This window comes from Enterobacter cloacae complex sp. IR5402, assembly GCF_049238125.1.
GTDB lineage: Bacteria > Pseudomonadota > Gammaproteobacteria > Enterobacterales > Enterobacteriaceae > Enterobacter > Enterobacter hormaechei_C.
Genome location: NZ_JBMKHO010000001.1, coordinates 521,692 through 541,536, shown reverse-complemented (window position 1 = coordinate 541,536; position 19,845 = coordinate 521,692). Strand labels below are relative to the sequence as shown.

Below are 19,845 nucleotides of genomic sequence, written 5' to 3'. Positions count from 1 at the left end.
CATGTTTACGCTGCTGATCTCCGTTCACCTGGTTTCCGTTGCCCTGACCATTGGCTTTTTTATTGCCCGCTACTGGTGGCGCTACAACAACAATCCGCTGATTAACGCCCGCTGGGTACGCATCGCCCCGCACTGTATCGACACGGTGCTGTTCCTTTCCGGAGCCGGGTTAATGTGGAAGACCGGCTATCTGCCATTTACTGATAAAGGCGCATGGCTGACTGAAAAGCTGTTTGGCGTTATCATCTACATCGTTTTGGGTTTTATCGCGCTTGGGCGTCATCGTCCGCGCAGCCAGCAGACAGGGTTTATCGCCTTTTTGCTGGGTCTGGTGGTGCTGTACATCATCATTAAACTCGCCACCACAAGAATACCGTTACTGGGGTAAGTCATGAGGTCCTTAGCCGATTTCGAATTTAACAAAGTGCCGCTCTGCGATGGTATGATCCTGATTTCAGAGATGATCCGCGACGATTTTACGTCACAGTACGTTTACGCTGAACTGGAGAATCTGGTCAGCCTGGCGCGCGAAGAGATCAATCAGGCACGTCCGCAGGACTGGCAATTAGAGAAGCTGATTGAGCTTTTCTACGGCGAATGGGGTTTCTGCGACACGCGAGGCGTGTACCGCCTGTCTGACGCACTGTGGCTGGACCAGGTGTTGAAAAATCGTCAGGGCAGCGCCGTCGCGTTGGGCGCCATTTTACTGTGGGTTGCGCACGAGCTGGAGATTCCACTGGTGCCGGTCATTTTCCCGACGCAGATGATTTTGCGGGCGGAGTGGCTGGACGGTGAGATGTGGTTAATCAATCCGTTTAACGGTGACACGCTGGATGAGCATACGCTGGATGTCTGGCTGAAAGGCAACATCAGCCCGATAGCTGAGCTGTTCAATGAAGATCTCGATGAAGCCGATAACGCCGAAGTGATCCGCAAGCTCCTGGATACGCTGAAGTCTGCGCTGATGGAAGAGCGTCAGATGGAGCTGGCCCTGCGCGCAAGCGAAGTGCTGTTGCAGTTCAATCCGGAAGATCCGTACGAAATCCGCGACCGCGGCCTGATTTATGCGCAGCTCGACTGCGAGCACGTGGCGCTGAATGATTTAAATTATTTCGTCGAACAATGTCCGGAAGACCCGATCAGCGAGATGATCCGCGCGCAGATCAACGCGATCGCGCATAAACACATTACACTGCATTAATCTTAATTCCGATTCACACCTGAATAAGGCGATCCTATGAAACAAAAAGTGGTTAGCATTGGTGATATCAACGTGGCAAACGACCTGCCGTTCGTGCTGTTTGGCGGTATGAACGTGCTGGAATCCCGCGATCTCGCTATGCGCATCTGCGAACACTACGTGACCGTGACCCAAAAACTGGGCATCCCGTACGTGTTTAAAGCCTCTTTTGACAAAGCCAACCGCTCCTCCATTCACTCATACCGTGGCCCGGGCCTGGAAGAGGGGATGAAGATTTTCCAGGAGCTGAAACAGACGTTTGGCGTGAAAGTGATCACCGACGTGCACGAGGCGTCTCAGGCACAGCCGGTGGCTGATGTGGTAGACGTGATTCAGCTTCCGGCGTTCCTCGCTCGCCAGACTGACCTGGTAGAAGCGATGGCGAAAACCGGTGCCGTGATTAACGTGAAAAAACCGCAGTTCGTGAGCCCAGGCCAGATGGGTAACATCGTCGACAAGTTTATCGAAGGCGGTAACGACCAGGTTATCCTGTGCGACCGTGGTTCAAACTTCGGTTATGACAACCTGGTTGTGGATATGCTGGGCTTCAGCGTGATGAAGAACGTCTCTAACCAGTCTCCGGTGATTTTCGACGTGACCCACTCCCTGCAATGCCGCGACCCGTTTGGCGCCGCGTCTGGCGGGCGTCGTGCGCAGGTGACCGAACTGGCGCGCGCCGGTATGGCAACCGGCCTGGCGGGTCTGTTCATTGAAGCGCACCCGGATCCGGCTAACGCGAAATGCGACGGTCCATCCGCGCTGCCGCTGGATAAGCTGGAGCCGTTCCTGAAACAGATCAAAGCGATTGACGATCTGGTGAAGAGCTTCGACGAGCTGGATACCAGCAACTAATAAAAAAACCCGCTTCGGCGGGTTTTTCTTTGCCCGGCGGCGCTACGCTTGCGCGGGCCTACGGGTTTTGTAGGCCGGGTAAGCGCAGCGCCACCCCGCAAAAAAATTACGCAAATATCGTCATCAGATACGCAATAAACAGCGCCATATGCGCCGCGCCGTTCAGCACATTGGTGCGGCCGGTGGAGAAGGAAATCTGGCACAGCAGCAAGGATGCCACCATCACAATCATCTCTGGCGCACCCAGCGCAAACTGCAATTCATTTCCCGTCATAAAGGCAATCAACGTCACCACCGGAACGGTAAGGGAGATGGTCGCCAGAACAGAGCCAAAGAACAGATTCATCGCACGCTGCACCTGATTATTGAGCACCGCTTTCAGCGCTCCCAGGCCTTCTGGCGACAGGATCAACAGGGCCACCAGGAAACCGGTAAAGGCGACCGGCGCGTTCAGTTCAGTTAACAGCGCCTCCAGCGGGTTCGCATTCATCTTGGTGACCGCAATAACGGCAATCAGATGCACGATCAGCCATACCGTGTGCCACGCGCTGCTGTGAGCCGACGGCTTACCGTGATGCGGGTCATCGTCGTCACCGTCGTCTTCATGCTCGTAAACAAACAGGCTCTGGTGCGTTTTGGTCTGGATCAGCAGGAACACGCCGTACATCGCCGCGGAAATCAGCGCCACCAGCAGCGCCTGGCCGGTGGTGAAATTTGCACCCGGCAGCGCCATCGGGAATACCAGCACAATAATCGCCAGCGGGAACAGGGCGATCAGGTACTGTTTAATGCCAAAAAGGTTCATGTACTGGGTGGCAAATTTGCGACCACCTAATAAAAGTGAAAAACCAACCAGGCCGCCGGTAACAATCATAATGATGGAATAGAGCGTATCGCGCATTAGCGTTGGCGCGGCGTCGCCGGTGGCCATTAATGCGGAAATGAGACTGACCTCAAGAATCACAACCGAAAGGCTTAAAATTAATGACCCATACGGCTCTCCAAGACGGTGGGCTAAAACATCCGCATGGCGTACCACGCTAAATGCGCTGGTTAAAATACCCACCAGAGCCAGAATATTGATCCCCACAACCACTGGCAATGACTGACTGCTTCCCCAGAAGAGCAGCACAGCCAGTGCCAGAACCGGGAAAATGAGAGAGGTCTCCTTGTGGCGGGTTTTCACCGCCTCGTGTGTTGCTGTCATGTGTTTCTCCAACAATGCAGGTGCTTGTAATTATAGATAGATTTTAAAAGTATTAAATTAACAGAAATCTGTTAAATACCCTGTATTTTTTACTTAATTTTACCCTTTATTATAATTTTTATGCCTGAGGCTTATAATGGCCTATCTCTGTTAAATATTAATTTAATAACAATGACTTGCATTTTTATATTGTTCATTTCTTTCTGTTGGCTGGCACCCTCGCGTATCGTCGTCCACACTTATCTTTTAGCCAAAAGAGGGGTTAACGATGCCATACAAATCGAAAAGCGAATTACCAGATAACGTGCAAAACGTATTGCCTGCCCACGCCCAGGAAATCTACAAAGAAGCCTTTAACAGCGCCTGGGATCAGTACAAAGATAAAGAAGATCGCCGGGACGATGCCAGCCGCGAAGAGACGGCCCATAAGGTGGCCTGGGCCGCCGTAAAAAATGACTATGAGAAAGGGGACGATGATAAATGGCACAAAAAGAAATAGCCGCGAATAATACGCTGCCTCCCTTTTGACATTTCAGGCGGTTGACCTGCCGCTGTATTGCATCTGGCCCGCGAATTGCTTATCGTTGCTCAACTGCTGTTAAAATGAACAGCACAGAATGCCGGGAAGGCGAATTACAGATGTCGCAAGGAAGCATGCAGTGGCGGAGGTGGAATGTGTTAACGCGTGATTTCTTGATGAAGGCAGATTGTAAGACGGCATTTGGTGCTATTGAGGAATCGCTTCTGTGGTCGGCTGAACAACGTGCGGCGTCGCTTGCGGCAACGCTGGCCTGCCGCCCGGATGATGGCCCGGTCTGGATCTTTGGTTACGGCTCGCTGATGTGGAACCCGGCGCTCGAATTTGTTGAATCGGCAACCGGAACGCTGCCTGGCTGGCACCGCGCCTTCTGTTTGCGCCTGACCGCCGGACGCGGCAGCGCGTGTCAGCCAGGACGCATGCTTGCACTAAAAGAGGGCGGGCGCACCACGGGCGTGGCATACCGGCTGCCGGATACCACGCTGGAAGATGAGCTGACGCTGCTGTGGAAGCGCGAGATGATCACCGGCTGCTATATGCCCAGCTGGTGCAAGCTGGAACTGGATGACGGCCGCACCGTCAACGCGCTGGTGTTCATTATGGATCCGCGCCACCCGCTGTATGAAGCCGACACCCGAACCCAGGTGATTGCCCCGCTGATTGCCGCCGCCAGTGGACCGCTGGGTACTAACGCCCAGTACCTTTTCTCGCTCGATCAGGAGCTGACGCGTCTCGGTATGCAGGACGACTGTCTGAGTGAGCTGGTGGTGAAGGTGAAAGCGCTGCTGGAAGGGAACCCGCTCAGCAATACGCTGCGGCCAGGTTTTGCCTGATAATACGCCCGGCTGGCCGGGCGTTTATGGTTATGCTGCCACGTAACTTACGGAATGTTCGAGCGACTGGCTGTGGCTGTCGATCAGCACATCCCAGGTGCCGGTGTAAGGCACCGTCAGCCAGGCCTTATCGTCCTGGACGGTAAGGATATCTGCCTGCGATTGTTTCTGTCCTTTCGAACTTATCAGATGGATGCGGCAACGCTCTGAGCAACGCACCACTACCGTATCCCCGCCAAACAGTTTCAGACTTGTTTTAACTCGTGCCATTTTATACCCCGTCGTTTTTGCCCATCCCGAGCGTGATGTTGTTCACAATTTACTCATTGCATAACACCAAAGGGGCAGGAGTGGGATGCTGATTTCGATCAAAAAATGGCGCAACGATTAAACAAAAATGACAAAATCCCTGAAACCTTTCAGCGGACGCACTTTTTCCCTGTTTAACGCGCGTCCGGGAAAAATTATATGCGGAAATGGCCTGCGGTCTCAGCAAGGTCGCCCGCCTGGCTTTGCAGCGCGCTGGCCGCCGCAGCAGACTGTACAACAAGCTCGGCGTTCTGCTGCACCATGCGATCCAGATGAGTCACCGCGTGGTTAATTTCATGGATCCCTTTCATCTGCTCGCGGGTGGCAATAGATATTTCACGCATTATGCCTGACACGCTCCCGACGCTGGCGCGGATCTCATCCATGCTGTCGCCCGCAAGGTGCACAAACCGGGAGCCGGTTGCAACGCTTTCGGTGGTGGAATCAATAAGGGATTTGATCTCTTTCGCCGCCTGAGCGCTGCGGCTGGCCAGGTTACGTACTTCCCCCGCAACGACCGCGAACCCACGGCCTTGCTCCCCGGCACGTGCCGCTTCCACCGAGGCGTTAAGCGCCAGAATATTGGTCTGGAAGGCGATGCCGTCAATGACGCTGGTGATATCGCCGATTTTCGCGGAAGCCAGTTCGATGGACTGCATGGTGCTGATGGCCTGAGCGACGACGTCGCCGCCGCGGGATGCGGCGGCAGAGGCCTTGCTAGCCTGTTCATTCGCTTCTGCTGCCGACTCGTTTGACTGCGTAACGGAGGCCGTGATCTCTTCCACGGCGCTGGCGGTTTCGCGAAGGCTTGATGCCGCCTGCTCGGTACGCCCGGAAAGATCCTGATTACCCGCCGCAATCTCATGCGCGGCGTTTTTCACTGAGGCGCTCGCATCACGCAGCTGGACCATCACCACAGAAAGCTTATCGCTGAAGGCGTTAAACGCCTGCGCGATTTGCGCCACTTCATCGCCCCCCTTATCCGGCAGACGCTGCGACAGATCGTTAGTACCGTTGGCAATGTTGTTCATCGCGTCACGGATACCGAACAGCCGCTTAAGCAGGCGGGCAATCAGGAGGTGCATGAGGGCTCCGCTCAGCAGGGCGAGGATTGCCAGCGACAGTGCAGATGCTTTAAGCAATGAGCGCATCCCTGCGGTGGCATCGCCGTTATCAAGCGCCACAACCAGCAGCCAGTGCGTCCCCGGCACGGCGGTGGCCAGGAACGTTTTTTCGCGTCCGTTTGACGTTCCGTCAACCAGGTTGCCGCTTTTCAGAGTGGCAAAATCGGTCCCTTTGATCGTTTCAGTAAACGGCTTAAGCGTCAGCGCAGGATCGCTGCCGGCAATTACGGTGCCGTTGCTGTCCAAAAGCAGTCCACTGCTGGCCGGAGTCGGGTGAATACCGCGCACGTTAGCCACCACGCTGTCCATTGCCACATCGCCCGCCACCACCGCTTTCAGGGCGCCTTGCTCTTTAACGGGTACCGCGAACGTCACCACCAGTTTCCCGGTGCCCGCATCCACATAGGGTGCAGTCACTACCGGGCCATCAGCGCTGACGACCTGCTGATACCACGGGCGAAGGGTGGGATCGTAATCAGCGGGCACCCCGGTTGGGTCAGAAAATTTAGCCGTTTTGCTGGCATAACCCACGTAGACGTTGGTAAATCCACCCGCCAGTGCAAGCTGTTTAAACACCGGAACCGGATCGTCGCTGAGCGCGACCGACTGCGCCGAAGTGATGACGGTTATTTTGCTGTTCACCCAGTCGGCAATCGCCATGTTGTGGCTGGCGCTGGTGCTGGTCAGAATATCGCGCTGCGACTGCTGATTATCCTGGCGCGTGACCTGAAAGTTAATAATGGTATTAAGAAGAAGGGCGACGACCAGACAGCCTGTCGTCGCGGCAATGATGCGGGCGCGAATGGATCTGAACATAAGTGTAATACCTGCTGTGTTGTTTCCATGCCTATCGGCAACGGTGCAGGTAAACTTGATGCTGAAACCGCGTCCATAAGAAAATAATATTTTTAGCGGGTTATTATTAAAAAGTTAATACTTTATCGGCGGAAAGCGTCCATTCAGCCAGCTCCACCAGCGTACCAATTTCCACGCCATCAATCAGCGGCAGCCCGGTAATGCCGCGCCCGTCGGTACAGGTTTTGCACAGTTTGACCGGAACGTTTTGCGCGGTCAGGATCTCCAGCATTTGTTGAATGTTGTAGCCCTCTGCGGGTTTTTGCCACTTCAGCCCGGCCGTGACGGCGTCGGACATCAAAAAGAGGCGCAGCTCCAGCTCACTCTCCTTATCGCGCAGCGCGATTGCCAGGCGCAGGCTGTTAAAAAGGGATTCACTGCCGTAGGCCGCACCGTTGGCGACGATCACAATCTTCTGCATGTTGACTCCTGTTCTTTGAAAAGGCACGAATATTGCTTCTCGTACCGAAGAATACGTATCGGGGAGAGAAACGATGACGATAGTGGCTGGCAGTTCCCCTGGCGCAACCGAATGGTTCCAGCGTGCGAGAATGTTGCGCGAGGAACAGCTCGGCAGACTGGCGCAGCTGGGCGCACTGGTGAACGGCATCAGTCGACTGGTGCATATGCTACAGTGCGAGCGCGGTGCGTCAAATGTCTGGCTCTGCTCGCAGGCCAAATTGTACGCGCCTGAATGCAAGGCCAGCAGGGCCCTGGTGGATGAAAACCTCGCCGCATTGCACCTTCAGTTTAACGAACCGCTGCCGGGCAGCGCCCTGTGCGAACGTATTGCCAGCGCACTGCACGGCCTTGAGACGCTAACGGCGCTGCGTGATGGCGTTACAGGTCAATGCGTCACCGCGCCGCAGGCGATGGAACATTACAGCCGCATACTGCGTCATTTGCTCAGTATCGTACCCCAACTCAGCGACAGCATTGACGATCCGCACATCGCGGGCCGATTTGTGGCCCTTTACAGCCTGATGCAGGGCAAAGAACTTGTGGGACAAGAGCGGGCGCTGGGGGCTATTGGTTTCACCCAGGGATTCTTTGACGATGAAACCCGCCAGCGGCTGGTGGATCGCATTGATGGCCAGCAGGCCTGCTTTGAGGTTTTTATCTCCCATTGCACTCCAGACGTGCAGGAGTCATTTACCCTCAACTGCCTGCCGGGTCTGGAGACTGAAAAACTCAGGCGTGAAGCGTGCACCCGCCAGCCTCCGGCAGATAACGGTGATACCGCCCTCAAATGGTTTGCCCTGCAAACCGCGCGCCTTGAGCACCTGCGCACGCTGGAGGAGGTGGCAATTGCCGATCTGATGACGGCAGTTGAGGAGCGCCGCTATAGCGAAAACCTGCACGCAGACGATGAACACGACGATATCCTGGCGCGATTTCCGGATAAACCGCTGCTGCCGCTGGTGCGCCAGCAGGCGCGTGAAATTGAGCAACTCTCCCGTCAGCTTGCTTCCCTGCGCGACACGCTGGAGGAGCGTAAGACCATCGACAAAGCCAAAAGCGTGCTGATGACGCACCAGAACATGAGCGAGGAGCAGGCGTGGACCTCCCTGCGCAAAATGGCGATGGATAAAAACCAACGCATGGTAGATATCGCCCGTGCGCTGCTTACGGTGAAAAATCTGTGGAAGATACCCCCTGGGGAGTAGTTGCACAGTCAGTGGGCAATTTATGCCTGATTGAGGTGCGTAATACAGCGCTCTTCTTGCAGAAACCCCGTAACGCCGGGGATGAAAAGCTGGCATTACCTTTGCATTAACAGATTAACCATTTTCGACGATGCGCCAACGGCGGTGCATGCGTCTTCAGGATAAAGGCGTCCAGCGGTGCTTCAGCACCGTCGGGCGCTTTTTTTTGCCTTTTTTCAGGAGCAATTATGGCGGATTTGTCGAGACGGCGGTTATTGCAGGCCAGCATGCTGGCGAGTGGTGCGATGCTGTTGCCGGGTGTCATGCAGGCCGCATGGGCGGCGGGGTCAGATAAGCCGGAGCAGGATACCGTGCGTATCGGGTTTATACCTCTGACCGACTGCGCGCCCGTGGTTATCGCGGCCCTGAAGGGGTTCGATAAAAAACACGGCATTACCATTGTACCGACCAAAGAGGCGAGCTGGGCGGCGGTGCGCGACAAGCTGGTGGCGGGCGAGCTGGACGCTGCGCACATTCTTTACGGCCTGCTGTACGGTCTGGAGCTGGGTATCGCGGGCAAGCCGCAGCAGATGGCGAACCTGATGACCCTCAACCAGAACGGTCAGGCCATTACGCTCTCCAGCGATCTGGCGGAGAAGGGCGTTCGTGACCTCGACGGGCTGAAAAAGCTGATTGCGCAGCAGGCGCCGGGAACCTACACCTTCGCGCATACCTTCCCGACGGGAACGCACGCCATGTGGCTCTACTACTGGCTGGCCAGCGCGGGGATTAACCCGTTTGACGACGTGCGCACCGTGGTGGTGCCGCCGCCGCAGATGGTGATGAACATGCGCATTGGCAACATGGTCGGGTTTTGCGTTGGCGAGCCGTGGAACGCGCGGGCGATTAACGACCGCATCGGATTTACCGCCGCTACGTCGCAGTCCATCTGGGCCGATCACCCGGAAAAGATCCTCGGCACCCGACGCGACTGGGTGGCGAAAAATCCGCACACCGCACGGGCGCTGGTGAGCGCCGTGATGGAAGCCGCGCGCTGGATCGAGGCGTCAGCGGAAAACAAACGCGAAACCGCGCAGATCCTCTCGCGCCGCGCCTGGCTCAACTGCAAGGAACAGTATCTCACCGGACGCATGCTCGGCGAGTACGACAACGGGGTCGGTCAGCGCTGGCAGGATGCGCACCCGATCCGTTTCTTCAACGAGGGTGCCGTGAGCTACCCGTATCTCTCCGATGGCATGTGGTTCTTAACCCAGTTCCGCCGCTGGGGCTTGCTCAACGCCGCGCCGGATTACGCGGGCATTGCACAGCGCATTAACCAGACCGCGGTCTGGCAGGATGCCGCGACCGCCGTGGGCGGCATGTCCACACCGTCATCACCGTATCGCAGCAGCACCCTGATGGACGGCACCGTCTGGAACGGCACCGATCCGGAAGGGTACGCCAACCGCTTCGCTATTCACCGTAAAGGGGCCTGAGTATGCAGCATCTGCAAAATACAAAACCACAAGAGACGTCAGAGAGCGGGGAAGTGATAGTCCTGCCTCCGTTACAGGTTCGCCGTCGTGCGCCCGCGTTTACGCGTCGGATGAATGATTTTTTACAGCGCGTCATCCCGGCGCTGCTCGGTCTCGGCCTGCTGGTGGTGCTCTGGCAGCTGGCGGCGATAAACAGTAAAGGCTTTCCGACGCCGCTCAGCACGCTCGATTCGGCCATAAGCCTGTTTGCCGATCCGTTTTATCGCGACGGGCCAAACGATATGGGCATTGGCTGGAACGTGCTGGCGTCGTTGCAGCGCGTCGCCATCGGCTTCGGTCTGGCGGCGCTGGTGGGCATTCCGCTGGGCTTTTTGATTGGCCGCTTCACCTTTTTCTCCCGCATGTTCAACCCGCTGATCGCGCTACTGCGTCCGGTCAGCCCGCTGGCCTGGCTGCCTATCGGCCTGCTGCTGTTCCAGAAAGCGGAGCCTGCATCGAGCTGGACTATTTTTATCTGCTCCATCTGGCCGATGGTCATTAACACCGCCGAAGGGGTGCGCTGTATTCCGCAGGACTACCTCAACGTGGCCCGGGTGCTGCAACTCTCAGAGTGGACCATCATGCGCCGCATTCTTTTCCCGGCCGTGCTGCCTGCGGTGCTGACCGGGGTACGTCTTTCCATTGGCATTGCCTGGCTGGTGATTGTCGCCGCCGAGATGCTCACCGGAGGTTTAGGCATTGGCTTCTGGATCTGGAATGAGTGGAACAACCTCAACGTCGAAAACATTCTCATCGCCATCGTCATCATTGGCGTGGTCGGGTTGCTGCTGGAGCAGGGGCTGATGCTGATCGCCCGTCGCTTTAGCTGGCAGGAAAAATAAGGAGTGAAGATGAAACCGTTAATTCAGGTCCAGGCCGTGAGCCAGCGTTTTTCCACCGCCAGCGGCGAGTTTCTGGCGCTGCAAAACGTCTCTTTTGATATCCACGAGGGCGAAACCGTCAGTCTGATTGGTCACTCCGGCTGCGGCAAGTCGACGCTGTTAAACCTGATCGCCGGGATCACGCTGCCGACGGAAGGCGGGCTGATTTGCGACAACCGCGAAATCGCCGGGCCGGGGCCAGAGCGCGCGGTGGTGTTTCAGAATCATTCGCTGCTGCCGTGGCTGACCTGCTTCGACAACGTGGCGCTGGCGGTAGATCAGGTCTTCCGTCACACCATGAGTAAGGCCGAGCGCAAAGCGTGGATTGAGCACAATCTCGACCGGGTGCAGATGGGCCACGCGCTGCATAAGCGCCCCGGGGAGATCTCCGGCGGTATGAAGCAGCGCGTCGGGATTGCCCGCGCGCTGGCGATGAAGCCGAAAGTCCTGCTGATGGATGAACCCTTCGGCGCGCTGGATGCGCTGACGCGCGCCCATCTTCAGGACTCGGTGATGCAGATCCAGCAGGCGCTGAATACCACCATCGTGCTCATCACCCACGACGTGGACGAGGCGGTACTGCTCTCTGACCGCGTACTGATGATGACCAACGGCCCGGCGGCCACCGTGGGTGAGATCCTGCGCGTCGATCTGCCGCGCCCGCGCAACCGGGTGCAGCTGGCGGACGACAGCCGCTATCACCACATGCGCCAGCAGATCCTCCATTTCCTCTACGAAAAACAGCCGAAAGCGGCGTAATGAGGGGGCACGATGCGACTGGTCATTATCGGTAATGGTATGGCGGCAACCCGGCTGATTGCGTCGCTCACCGGGCGTGTTCCCGGTCGTTTCGCTGTCACCGTCATCGGTGACGAGCCGGAGCAGGCATACAACCGCATCCAGCTTTCGCCAGTGCTGGGTGGCGAAAAGCAGGCGGAGCACATCTGTCTGCACGATGAAGACTGGTACACGGCACGAGGCGTGACGGTGCTGCGAGGAGAAACGGCGCTCGCAGTAGACGTCAACGCGCGTGAAGTGCATACCTCTGCTCGCACGCTGGGCTGGGATGCGCTGGTGTTTGCTACCGGTTCTACCCCTGTTGTGCCGCCGATCCCCGGCGGCGATGCGCCGCATGTGTTCACCTTTCGCACCCTGGCAGAAACCCGCGCCATCCAGAATATCTCCGGGCCGGCGGTAGTGCTGGGCGGCGGCGTACTCGGCGTGGAGGCAGCGGCAGCGCTGGCGCGCAAGGGTGACAACGTCACGCTCGTGCATCGCGGTCCGTGGCTGATGGAACAGCAGCTGGATCAGCAGGCGGGACTGTTGCTGGAAGAGGCGCTGGCGGCGCGGGGCGTTAGCTGTGAACTCGCCTCCGGCATCACCGCCATCGCTGACGATGCCGTGACGTTGCTCGACGGACGCCGCATTGCCGCCACGCGCGTGGTGCTGGCAACCGGCGTGCAGCCCAACGTTGCGCTGGCGAATGCCAGGGGCATTCGCTGCGCGCGCGGCATCGTGGTGGATCAGGAGATGCAAACCTCCGTGCCGGGTATCTACGCCATCGGCGAGTGCTGCGAAATTGACGGCCAGACGTTTGGCCTGGTGGCCCCCTGTCTGGCGCAGGCGGATATTCTTGCCGCGCGGCTGGCCGGGGAGGTCACCGCGCCGTTTACCCTGACCGACAACGGTGTGCGCCTTAAGGTGACCGGCGTGGATCTGTTCAGCCTCGGGCGCGCGACGGCGCAGGCGGACGATGTGGTCTGGAGTTCATGGGATCCGCTGACCCGTCACTATCGACGTTTACTGATCCATCAGGAGGCGCTGGCTGGCGTGCTGCTGCTGGGTGACTGCCGCAGCGCGGCAACCTTTACCGATTTACTGGCAACGGCTGCGCCCGCCCACGCGGACTGGCTGTTCGATCGTTTCACAACGCAACCGCAGGTTGCAGGACAGAACGCTATGACAAAACCTACTCTGGTGGTGGTTGGGCACGGTATGGTCGGCCATCATTTCCTCGAAGACTGCGTTAACCGCAATTTGCATCAGCAGTATCAGATTATTGTTTTTGGCGAAGAGCGCTATGCCGCCTATGACCGCGTGCATCTGTCGGAATATTTTGGCGGACGCAGCGCGGACTCGCTCTCGCTGGTGGCGGGGGAGTTCTTTGCCGATAACGGCATTGAGCTGCGCCTCTCCCAGCAGATCGTTGCTATCGATCGTGATGCACACGTAGTGCGTACCGCCAGTGGCCATGAGACTCACTGGGACAAGCTGGTGCTGGCGACCGGCTCGTACCCGTTCGTACCACCCGTTCCGGGCAACGATCTGCCGGGTTGTTTTGTCTACCGCACCCTCGACGATCTGGACAACATTGCGGCCCATGCGGCAGGCTCTCGCCGCGGTGTGGTGATTGGCGGCGGCCTGCTGGGGCTGGAGGCGGCGAATGCGCTTAAGCAGCTCGGGCTGGAAACCCACGTGGTGGAGTTTGCGCCTAACCTGATGGCGGTGCAGCTCGACAGCGACGGCGCGGCAATGCTGCGTAAGAAAATTGAGGCGCTGGGCGTAGGGGTACACACCAGTAAATCGACGACGGAGATTGCCACCGCAGACGACGGGCTGGTGCTGCGCTTTGCCGATGGTGAACAGCTGGAAACGGACATGGTGGTCTTCTCTGCTGGTATTCGGCCGCAGGACGCGCTGGCGCGCAGCAGCGGGCTGGCTGTCGGCGAGCGCGGCGGGATCTGCATTGACGACGGCTGCCGGACCTCCGATCCGGATGTGCTTGCCATCGGGGAATGCGCGCTGTGGGAGGGGAAAATCTTTGGCCTGGTGGCACCGGGCTACCAGATGGCGCGCGTGGCCGCCGCTGTGCTGGCGGGTGAGGCGAAGCGCTTCACCGGCGCGGATATGAGTACCAAACTCAAGTTGCTGGGCGTGGATGTGGCGTCGTTTGGCGATGCTCACGGGCGCACGCCGGGCGCGCTGAGCTACCAGTGGACGCACGGGCCGCAGCAAATCTACAAAAAAATTGTGGTCAGCCACGACAGCAAAACCCTGCTGGGTGGCGTGCTGGTGGGCGATGCCAGCGAATACGCCACGCTGGTGCAGATGATGCTCAACGGCATCAGCCTGCCAAAAGAGCCGGAAACGCTGATCTTACCCGCGTCGTCAGGCAGCGCGCCGAAAGCGCTGGGCGTGGCGGCGCTGCCGGAAAGCGCGCAGATCTGTTCGTGTCATAACGTCAGCAAAGGGGATATCTGCCAGGCGGTAAGCGCGGGCGCAACGGATATCGGCGCCATTAAGCAGTGCACCAAAGCGGCGACCGGCTGCGGAGGCTGTAGCGCGCTGGTGAAGCAGGTGATGGAGTTCCAGCTTGCGGAGCAGGGCGTGGAGGTGAAGAAAGATATCTGCGAACACTTCCCGTACTCGCGTCAGGAGATTTACCACCTGGTGCGCGTCAACCATATCCGCACCTTCGACCAGCTTATCAGCCGCTACGGTCAGGGGCACGGGTGCGAGATCTGTAAGCCGCTGGTGGGATCGGTATTGGCTTCCTGCTGGAACGAGTATCTGCTGAAACCGGCGCATCTGCCGTTGCAGGACACCAACGACCGCTTTTTCGCCAATATTCAGAAGGACGGAACGTACTCCATCGTCCCGCGGATGCCTGCGGGTGAAGTGACCGCCGACGGGCTGATCGCCATCGGCCAGATCGCGAAACGCTATAGCCTTTACAGCAAAATTACCGGCGGGCAGCGTATTGACCTGTTTGGCGCCACGCTCGAACAGTTGCCGGAAATCTGGCAGGCGCTGGTGGAGGCCGGGTTTGAGACCGGACATGCCTACGGGAAATCTCTGCGCACGGTGAAATCCTGCGTCGGGTCGACCTGGTGCCGCTACGGCGTGCAGGATTCCACCGGCCTCGCGGTCAGGCTGGAGCACCGCTACAAGGGCCTGCGCGCGCCGCACAAAATCAAAATGGCGGTCTCCGGCTGTACCCGTGAGTGCGCAGAGGCGCAGAGCAAAGACGTGGGGGTGATTGCCACGGACAAAGGCTGGAACCTCTATCTGTGCGGCAACGGCGGGATGAAGCCGCGCCACGCGGACCTCTTCGCCAGCGATCTGGACGACGAAACGCTGATCCGCACCGTTGACCGTTTCCTGATGTTCTACATTCGCACGGCAGATCGTCTGCAACGTACCAGTACCTGGATGGATAACCTGGAAGGCGGCCTCGACTATCTGCGCGAGGTGATCCTCAACGACAGCCTGGGGATCGCCCACGAGCTGGAGCAGGAGATGGCCCGGGTGGTGGAGACCTACCAGTGCGAATGGCAAACCACCCTCAACGATCCTGATCGCCTGGCGCTGTTCCGCACTGCGGTGAACGTCCCCGCCGCGGAGGAGAACAAGCGCTGGCAGGAAATTTGTAATATCGATGAGATCCCGGAGCAGGCGGGCATCGGTGCGCATCTTGGGCGCAAACCGATTGCGCTGTTCCGCTTTGGCAAAAACGTTTATGCCCTCGACGATCGGGAGCCGGGTAGCCGCGCGAACGTGCTTTCACGCGGCATCCTCGGCGATGCGGCGGGGGAACCGGTGGTGATCTCGCCGCTCTACAAGCAACGTATTCGTCTGCGCGACGGCTGTCAGGTGGAGAATGGCGAACCCGTGGTGCGCGCCTGGCCGGTAAAAATTGAAAACGGCAAGGTATGGGTTGGAAATGAAGAGCTGGTGATGCGTGCGGAGGCCTCATGACCGAAACCCGGACAACGTGCCCTTACTGCGGGGTGGGCTGCGGCGTGGTCGCCAGCGCAGACGGTGATAAGGTGAGCATTCGGGGGGATGAAACTCATCCGGCGAATTTCGGTCGTCTGTGTGTAAAAGGATCTGCCCTCGGGGAAACCACGGGGTTGCAGGGACGCCTGCTGCGCCCGGTGGTCGATGGCCGGGAGGTGGCATGGCCGCAGGCGCTGGGCGAAGCGGGCGAGCGGTTACGGAACATCATCAACGAATGGGGGCCGCAGGCGGTGGCGTTTTATGCCTCCGGCCAGCTGTTGACCGAGGATTACTATGCCGCCAACAAGCTGATGAAAGGCTTTATCGGGGCGGCGAACATTGATACCAACTCGCGGCTGTGCATGTCATCGGCGGTGGTGGGCTACAAACGCGCCTTCGGTGAAGACGTGGTGCCGTGCAGCTACGAGGACGTGGAAAACAGCGATCTGGTGGTACTCGTTGGCTCAAACGCGGCCTGGACGCATCCGGTGCTGTATCAGCGGCTGGTGCAGGCAAAGCACAACAATCCGCAGATAAAAGTGGTCGTGATCGATCCGCGTAAAACCGCCACCTGCGATATCGCCGATCTCCACCTCGCGCTCAGACCCGGCAGCGACGCCGGGCTGTTTGTGGGGTTGCTCAATCTGATTCAGGGGCGGGGCGAGTGGCCGATCCCTCGCGTGGCGGCGTTTTGCGATCTGCCTTCAGACGAGATTAGCACCTTCTACGACTGGTTTATCACCGCGCCACGCGCGATCACGCTCTACACCATGGGGATCAACCAGTCCTCCACCGGCAGCGACAAGTGTAACGCCATCATTAACGTGCATCTTGCCAGCGGGAAGTTCAACCGTCCTGGCTGCGGCCCGTTTTCGCTGACCGGACAGCCAAATGCCATGGGCGGGCGGGAAGTGGGCGGGCTGGCGAATCAGCTGGCGGCGCACATGAACTTCGAGCCGGACGATCTTTCGCGCGTGGCGCGTTTCTGGGGAACAGAACGGCTGGCGCAGACCCCGGGCCTGATGGCGGTGGAATTGTTTGACGCCATTGCGCGCGGCGAGGTGAAGGCGGTGTGGATCATGGGCACCAACCCTGCCGTGTCGCTTCCCGACAGCCACGCGGTGTGTCAGGCTCTGGCAGCCTGCCCGCTGGTCATGGTATCTGAGGTGATGCAGGAGACGGACACCAGCCGGTTTGCCCATATCCGTTTTCCCGCCCTGGGCTGGGGCGAGAAAAACGGCACGGTGACCAATTCTGAACGCCGTATCTCCCGCCAGCGTGCCTTTCTGCCTGCGCCGGGCGAGGCCAGACCGGACTGGTGGATAATCGCCCGGATCGCAGAGCAGCTCGGTTATGGCGATGCCTTCGCCTGGGAACACCCTCAGGAGATATTTTGTGAACATGCGGCGCTGACGGCGTTTGAAAATAACGGCGAACGGGCGCTAAACCTGCGCGAACTGGCGTCGCTGTCGCGAGAGGCGTGGGACGCGCTGGCGCCTTATCAGTGGCATGCCGGTGATTTCCCGCAAAGAAATCTTGTACCGGTTGATCCTTCCTCGCATGGGGCAGGCGTCGACGAATTGTACCCCTTGATACTGAATACCGGGCGGATCCGCGATCAGTGGCACACCATGACGCGCACGGGGTATGTTCCGCGCCTGATGCAGCATATTGATGAGCCTTTTGTTGAGATGAACGCAACCGATGCGGCGCGCGCTGGGCTGACTGACGGCCAGCTGGCGCGGATAAGCTCCCCGCGCGGGGTGATGGTTGCCAGAGTACGTATCTCCACCGCGCAGCGTGCGGGCGAGCTGTTTGCGCCGATGCACTGGAACGCGCAATTTGCACGGCAGGGGAAGGTCAATGCGTTGGTAGAAGGGCGGATTGATGCCGGTTCCGGCCAGCCGGAGAGTAAACAAACCGCGGTGAGGATCATGCCCTGGCTACCGGCCTGGCAGGGTGAACTGTATGCCCGCGAGCTGCCAGCGCTGCCGCCGTCGGTCTGCTGGTGGCGTAAAGCCTCACGTCTGACGGTGGCGGGGGAGCAGCCGTTGCTGTCGTGGGTCAGGGCGTACGCCAGCGGTCGGGGCTGGCAGTTACAGGTGGCACAGACGGGAGAACGCAGCAGCGTGCTCGCCTGGCATCACGGCGAGCTGATGCTGGGCTACTGGGAGGGCCATACGCTGCCGGCGCTGGCGCATGCGTTTATTGAAGAAGCCTTTGCTGCTGCACCCGTACAACTCGCTGAACGCCATGCGCTGCTGCACGGACAACGGCCGGGCGAAGATGCCGATCCCGGGCGAATTATCTGTAGCTGCTTCAGCGTGGGTGAAAATACGATACGTAAGGCGATAGCCGGAGGCTGTGATTCTGCCGCAGCGCTGGGCGTGAAGCTGCGCTGCGGCACGAACTGCGGCTCCTGCGTGCCGGAGCTGAAAGCGCTGTTGGGATAATAGTGCAAGGGCGTCGGTTGGCGGCTTCGCACCGGTACGAATTTGTAGGTCGGGTAAGGCGAAGCCGCCACCCGACAAATCTTTTCAGGATATTCCTGAAATTTCTGTTAAGACTGGTTTTCAGGGCTTATGGCGTTAACATAATAAGTGTTTGTTCATAAACACAGGTTCTGATTGACGACGTTGAAGGCTGTATCGTCCCGCATCCGTTTTTTGCTGTTACTCTCCCTTTTTACGGCTGGAGCCGTTCACGGTGCGCCGAAATCCTTCGTGCAGCAGGCGCAGAATCCGTTTGATAATAACGGCGATAGCCTGCCGGATCTCGGTATGGCGCAACCGACCACCGAAGGCGAAAAGCATCTGGCTGAAATGGCAAAGGCCTTCGGTGAAGCCAGTATGACCGATAACGGCCTGACGGCCGGGCAGCAGGCGCGACAGTTCGCGTTTGGCAAAGTGCGGGATGCCGTCAGTGGGGAAGTCAACGAGCAGATTGAATCCTGGCTTTCACCCTGGGGAAACGCCAGCGTCAATGTACTGGTGGATGACGACGGCAACTTTAACGGCAGCAGCGGTAGCTGGTTTATCCCCTGGAACGACAACACCCGTTATCTGAGCTGGAGCCAGCTTGGCCTGACGCAGCAGACAGATGGGCTGGTGAGCAATGTCGGGATCGGGCAGCGCTGGGTTGCCGGAAACTGGCTGCTGGGCTACAACACCTTTTACGACAACCTGCTGGAAGACAACCTGCAACGTGCCGGGCTGGGCGCAGAGGCGTGGGGTGAAAACCTGCGCCTGTCGGCCAATTACTACCAGCCGTTCGCTGGCTGGCAGCCGCGTTCCGACATCCGCGAGCAGCGCATGGCGCGCGGGTACGACGTAACGGCCAAAGCCTGGCTTCCCTGGTTTCATCACCTGAACACCAGCGTCAGCTTTGAACAGTATTTTGGCGATAACGTCGATCTGTTTAACAGCGGTACGGGATATCACAATCCGGTTGCGGTCAACCTGGGGCTGAACTATACCCCCGTTCCGCTGGTCACCCTGACGGCTGCCCATAAGCAGGGGGAGAGCGGCGTTAGCCAGAATAACCTCGGGCTGAAGCTCAACTATCGCTTTGGCGTGCCGCTGGCGAAACAGCTTTCCGCCGGGGAAGTGGCGGCGACGCGCTCGCTGCGGGGCAGCCGCTATGATTCACCTGAGCGCGATAATCTGCCCGTGATGGAATTCCGTCAGCGCAAAACCCTCTCGGTATATCTGGCCACGCCGCCGTGGGATCTTAAGCCAGGCGAAACCGTGATGCTGAAGCTGCAAATTCGCAGCAAGCACGGTATCCGGCAGATCCACTGGCTGGGTGATACCCAGGCGCTCAGCCTGACCTCACCGGCAAACGGCAACAGCAGCGATGGCTGGAGTGTGATCATGCCTGCATGGGATGATTCAGAAGGGGCGAAAAACGCATGGCGGCTAACGGCCGTGGTGGAAGATAAGGATGGGCAGCGTGTCTCCTCCAATGAGATCACGCTTTCCGTGGTGCAACCGCTCGTCGCAATGCCTGCCGACGATCCACGGTGGAAGTTGCTGCCGGATGAGTAA

General features: G+C 58.6%; 16 protein-coding genes. 12 read left to right on the top strand and 4 right to left on the bottom strand.

Annotation, left to right across the window (positions count from 1 at the left end; all coding sequences use genetic code 11):
* The first annotated feature begins 1 nt into the window (after position 1).
* The 3 genes from sirB2 to kdsA are packed head-to-tail and all read left to right on the top strand — an operon-like array spanning position 2 to position 2,092.
* Positions 2-388 (top strand): invasion regulator SirB2, encoded by a 387-nt coding sequence (gene sirB2, locus ACOTXL_RS02625; RefSeq protein WP_369701965.1) that lies wholly within the window; start codon positions 2-4, stop codon positions 386-388.
* 3 nt (positions 389-391) lie between these two features.
* The gene (gene sirB1, locus ACOTXL_RS02620) at positions 392-1,201 is read left to right on the top strand and encodes an invasion regulator SirB1 (RefSeq protein WP_003856670.1); all 810 of its coding nucleotides are present in this window, start codon (positions 392-394) and stop codon (positions 1,199-1,201) included.
* A 36-nt stretch (positions 1,202-1,237) separates the two neighbouring features.
* Positions 1,238-2,092, top strand: coding sequence for a 3-deoxy-8-phosphooctulonate synthase (kdsA, locus tag ACOTXL_RS02615; protein WP_003856671.1), 855 nt, complete (start codon positions 1,238-1,240; stop codon positions 2,090-2,092).
* A 106-nt stretch (positions 2,093-2,198) separates the two neighbouring features.
* Here the strand turns inward: kdsA and chaA are convergent, their stop codons facing one another.
* On the bottom strand, positions 2,199-3,299 hold the full coding sequence (chaA, locus tag ACOTXL_RS02610; protein ID WP_003856672.1) for a sodium-potassium/proton antiporter ChaA: 1,101 nt from the start codon (positions 3,297-3,299) through the stop codon (positions 2,199-2,201).
* Between the two features lie 268 nt (positions 3,300-3,567).
* Here chaA and chaB point away from each other — a divergent pair, with 268 nt between their 5' ends.
* A complete protein-coding gene (chaB, locus tag ACOTXL_RS02605) occupies positions 3,568-3,798 on the top strand; it encodes a putative cation transport regulator ChaB (RefSeq protein ID WP_032609439.1) in 231 nt (76 codons plus the stop codon).
* A 176-nt stretch (positions 3,799-3,974) separates the two neighbouring features.
* On the top strand, positions 3,975-4,670 hold the full coding sequence (locus ACOTXL_RS02600) for a gamma-glutamylcyclotransferase (protein WP_017384255.1): 696 nt from the start codon (positions 3,975-3,977) through the stop codon (positions 4,668-4,670).
* A 30-nt stretch (positions 4,671-4,700) separates the two neighbouring features.
* Here ACOTXL_RS02600 and ACOTXL_RS02595 read toward each other — a convergent pair whose 3' ends face one another.
* From ACOTXL_RS02595 to ACOTXL_RS02585, 3 genes are all read right to left on the bottom strand, one after another.
* On the bottom strand, positions 4,701-4,940 hold the full coding sequence (locus ACOTXL_RS02595) for a hypothetical protein (protein ID WP_003856678.1): 240 nt from the start codon (positions 4,938-4,940) through the stop codon (positions 4,701-4,703).
* Between the two features lie 194 nt (positions 4,941-5,134).
* Complete coding sequence (locus ACOTXL_RS02590; protein ID WP_045351013.1) at positions 5,135-6,919, bottom strand: methyl-accepting chemotaxis protein; 1,785 nt, start codon at positions 6,917-6,919, stop codon at positions 5,135-5,137.
* A gap of 106 nt (positions 6,920-7,025) precedes the next feature.
* A complete protein-coding gene (locus ACOTXL_RS02585; protein WP_045351012.1) occupies positions 7,026-7,379 on the bottom strand; it encodes a DsrE/DsrF/TusD sulfur relay family protein in 354 nt (117 codons plus the stop codon).
* 73 nt (positions 7,380-7,452) lie between these two features.
* Between ACOTXL_RS02585 and nasR the strand changes: the two genes are divergently transcribed.
* The 7 genes from nasR to ACOTXL_RS02550 all read left to right on the top strand — a co-directional run bounded on the left by nasR (position 7,453) and on the right by ACOTXL_RS02550 (position 19,845).
* A complete protein-coding gene (nasR, locus tag ACOTXL_RS02580; protein ID WP_045351011.1) occupies positions 7,453-8,625 on the top strand; it encodes a nitrate regulatory protein NasR in 1,173 nt (390 codons plus the stop codon).
* A gap of 227 nt (positions 8,626-8,852) precedes the next feature.
* A complete protein-coding gene (locus tag ACOTXL_RS02575) occupies positions 8,853-10,100 on the top strand; it encodes a CmpA/NrtA family ABC transporter substrate-binding protein (RefSeq protein ID WP_023296759.1) in 1,248 nt (415 codons plus the stop codon).
* A gap of 2 nt (positions 10,101-10,102) precedes the next feature.
* Positions 10,103-10,981 carry a nitrate ABC transporter permease gene (gene ntrB / locus ACOTXL_RS02570; protein WP_045336444.1) on the top strand — a complete coding sequence of 293 codons (879 nt, stop codon included), beginning with the start codon at positions 10,103-10,105 and terminating at the stop codon, positions 10,979-10,981.
* A 9-nt stretch (positions 10,982-10,990) separates the two neighbouring features.
* Complete coding sequence (locus tag ACOTXL_RS02565) at positions 10,991-11,779, top strand: ABC transporter ATP-binding protein (RefSeq protein ID WP_015570359.1); 789 nt, start codon at positions 10,991-10,993, stop codon at positions 11,777-11,779.
* Positions 11,780-11,791: 12 nt separating this feature from the next.
* A complete protein-coding gene (gene nirB, locus ACOTXL_RS02560; RefSeq protein WP_072223367.1) occupies positions 11,792-15,778 on the top strand; it encodes a nitrite reductase large subunit NirB in 3,987 nt (1,328 codons plus the stop codon).
* Entirely contained in the window at positions 15,775-18,252 is a 2,478-nt protein-coding gene (locus tag ACOTXL_RS02555) for a nitrate reductase (protein ID WP_045351010.1), read from the top strand. Before nirB ends, ACOTXL_RS02555 begins: the two co-directional genes overlap by 4 nt.
* Before the next feature lie 174 nt (positions 18,253-18,426).
* Complete coding sequence (locus ACOTXL_RS02550) at positions 18,427-19,845, top strand: YchO/YchP family invasin (protein WP_045351009.1); 1,419 nt, start codon at positions 18,427-18,429, stop codon at positions 19,843-19,845.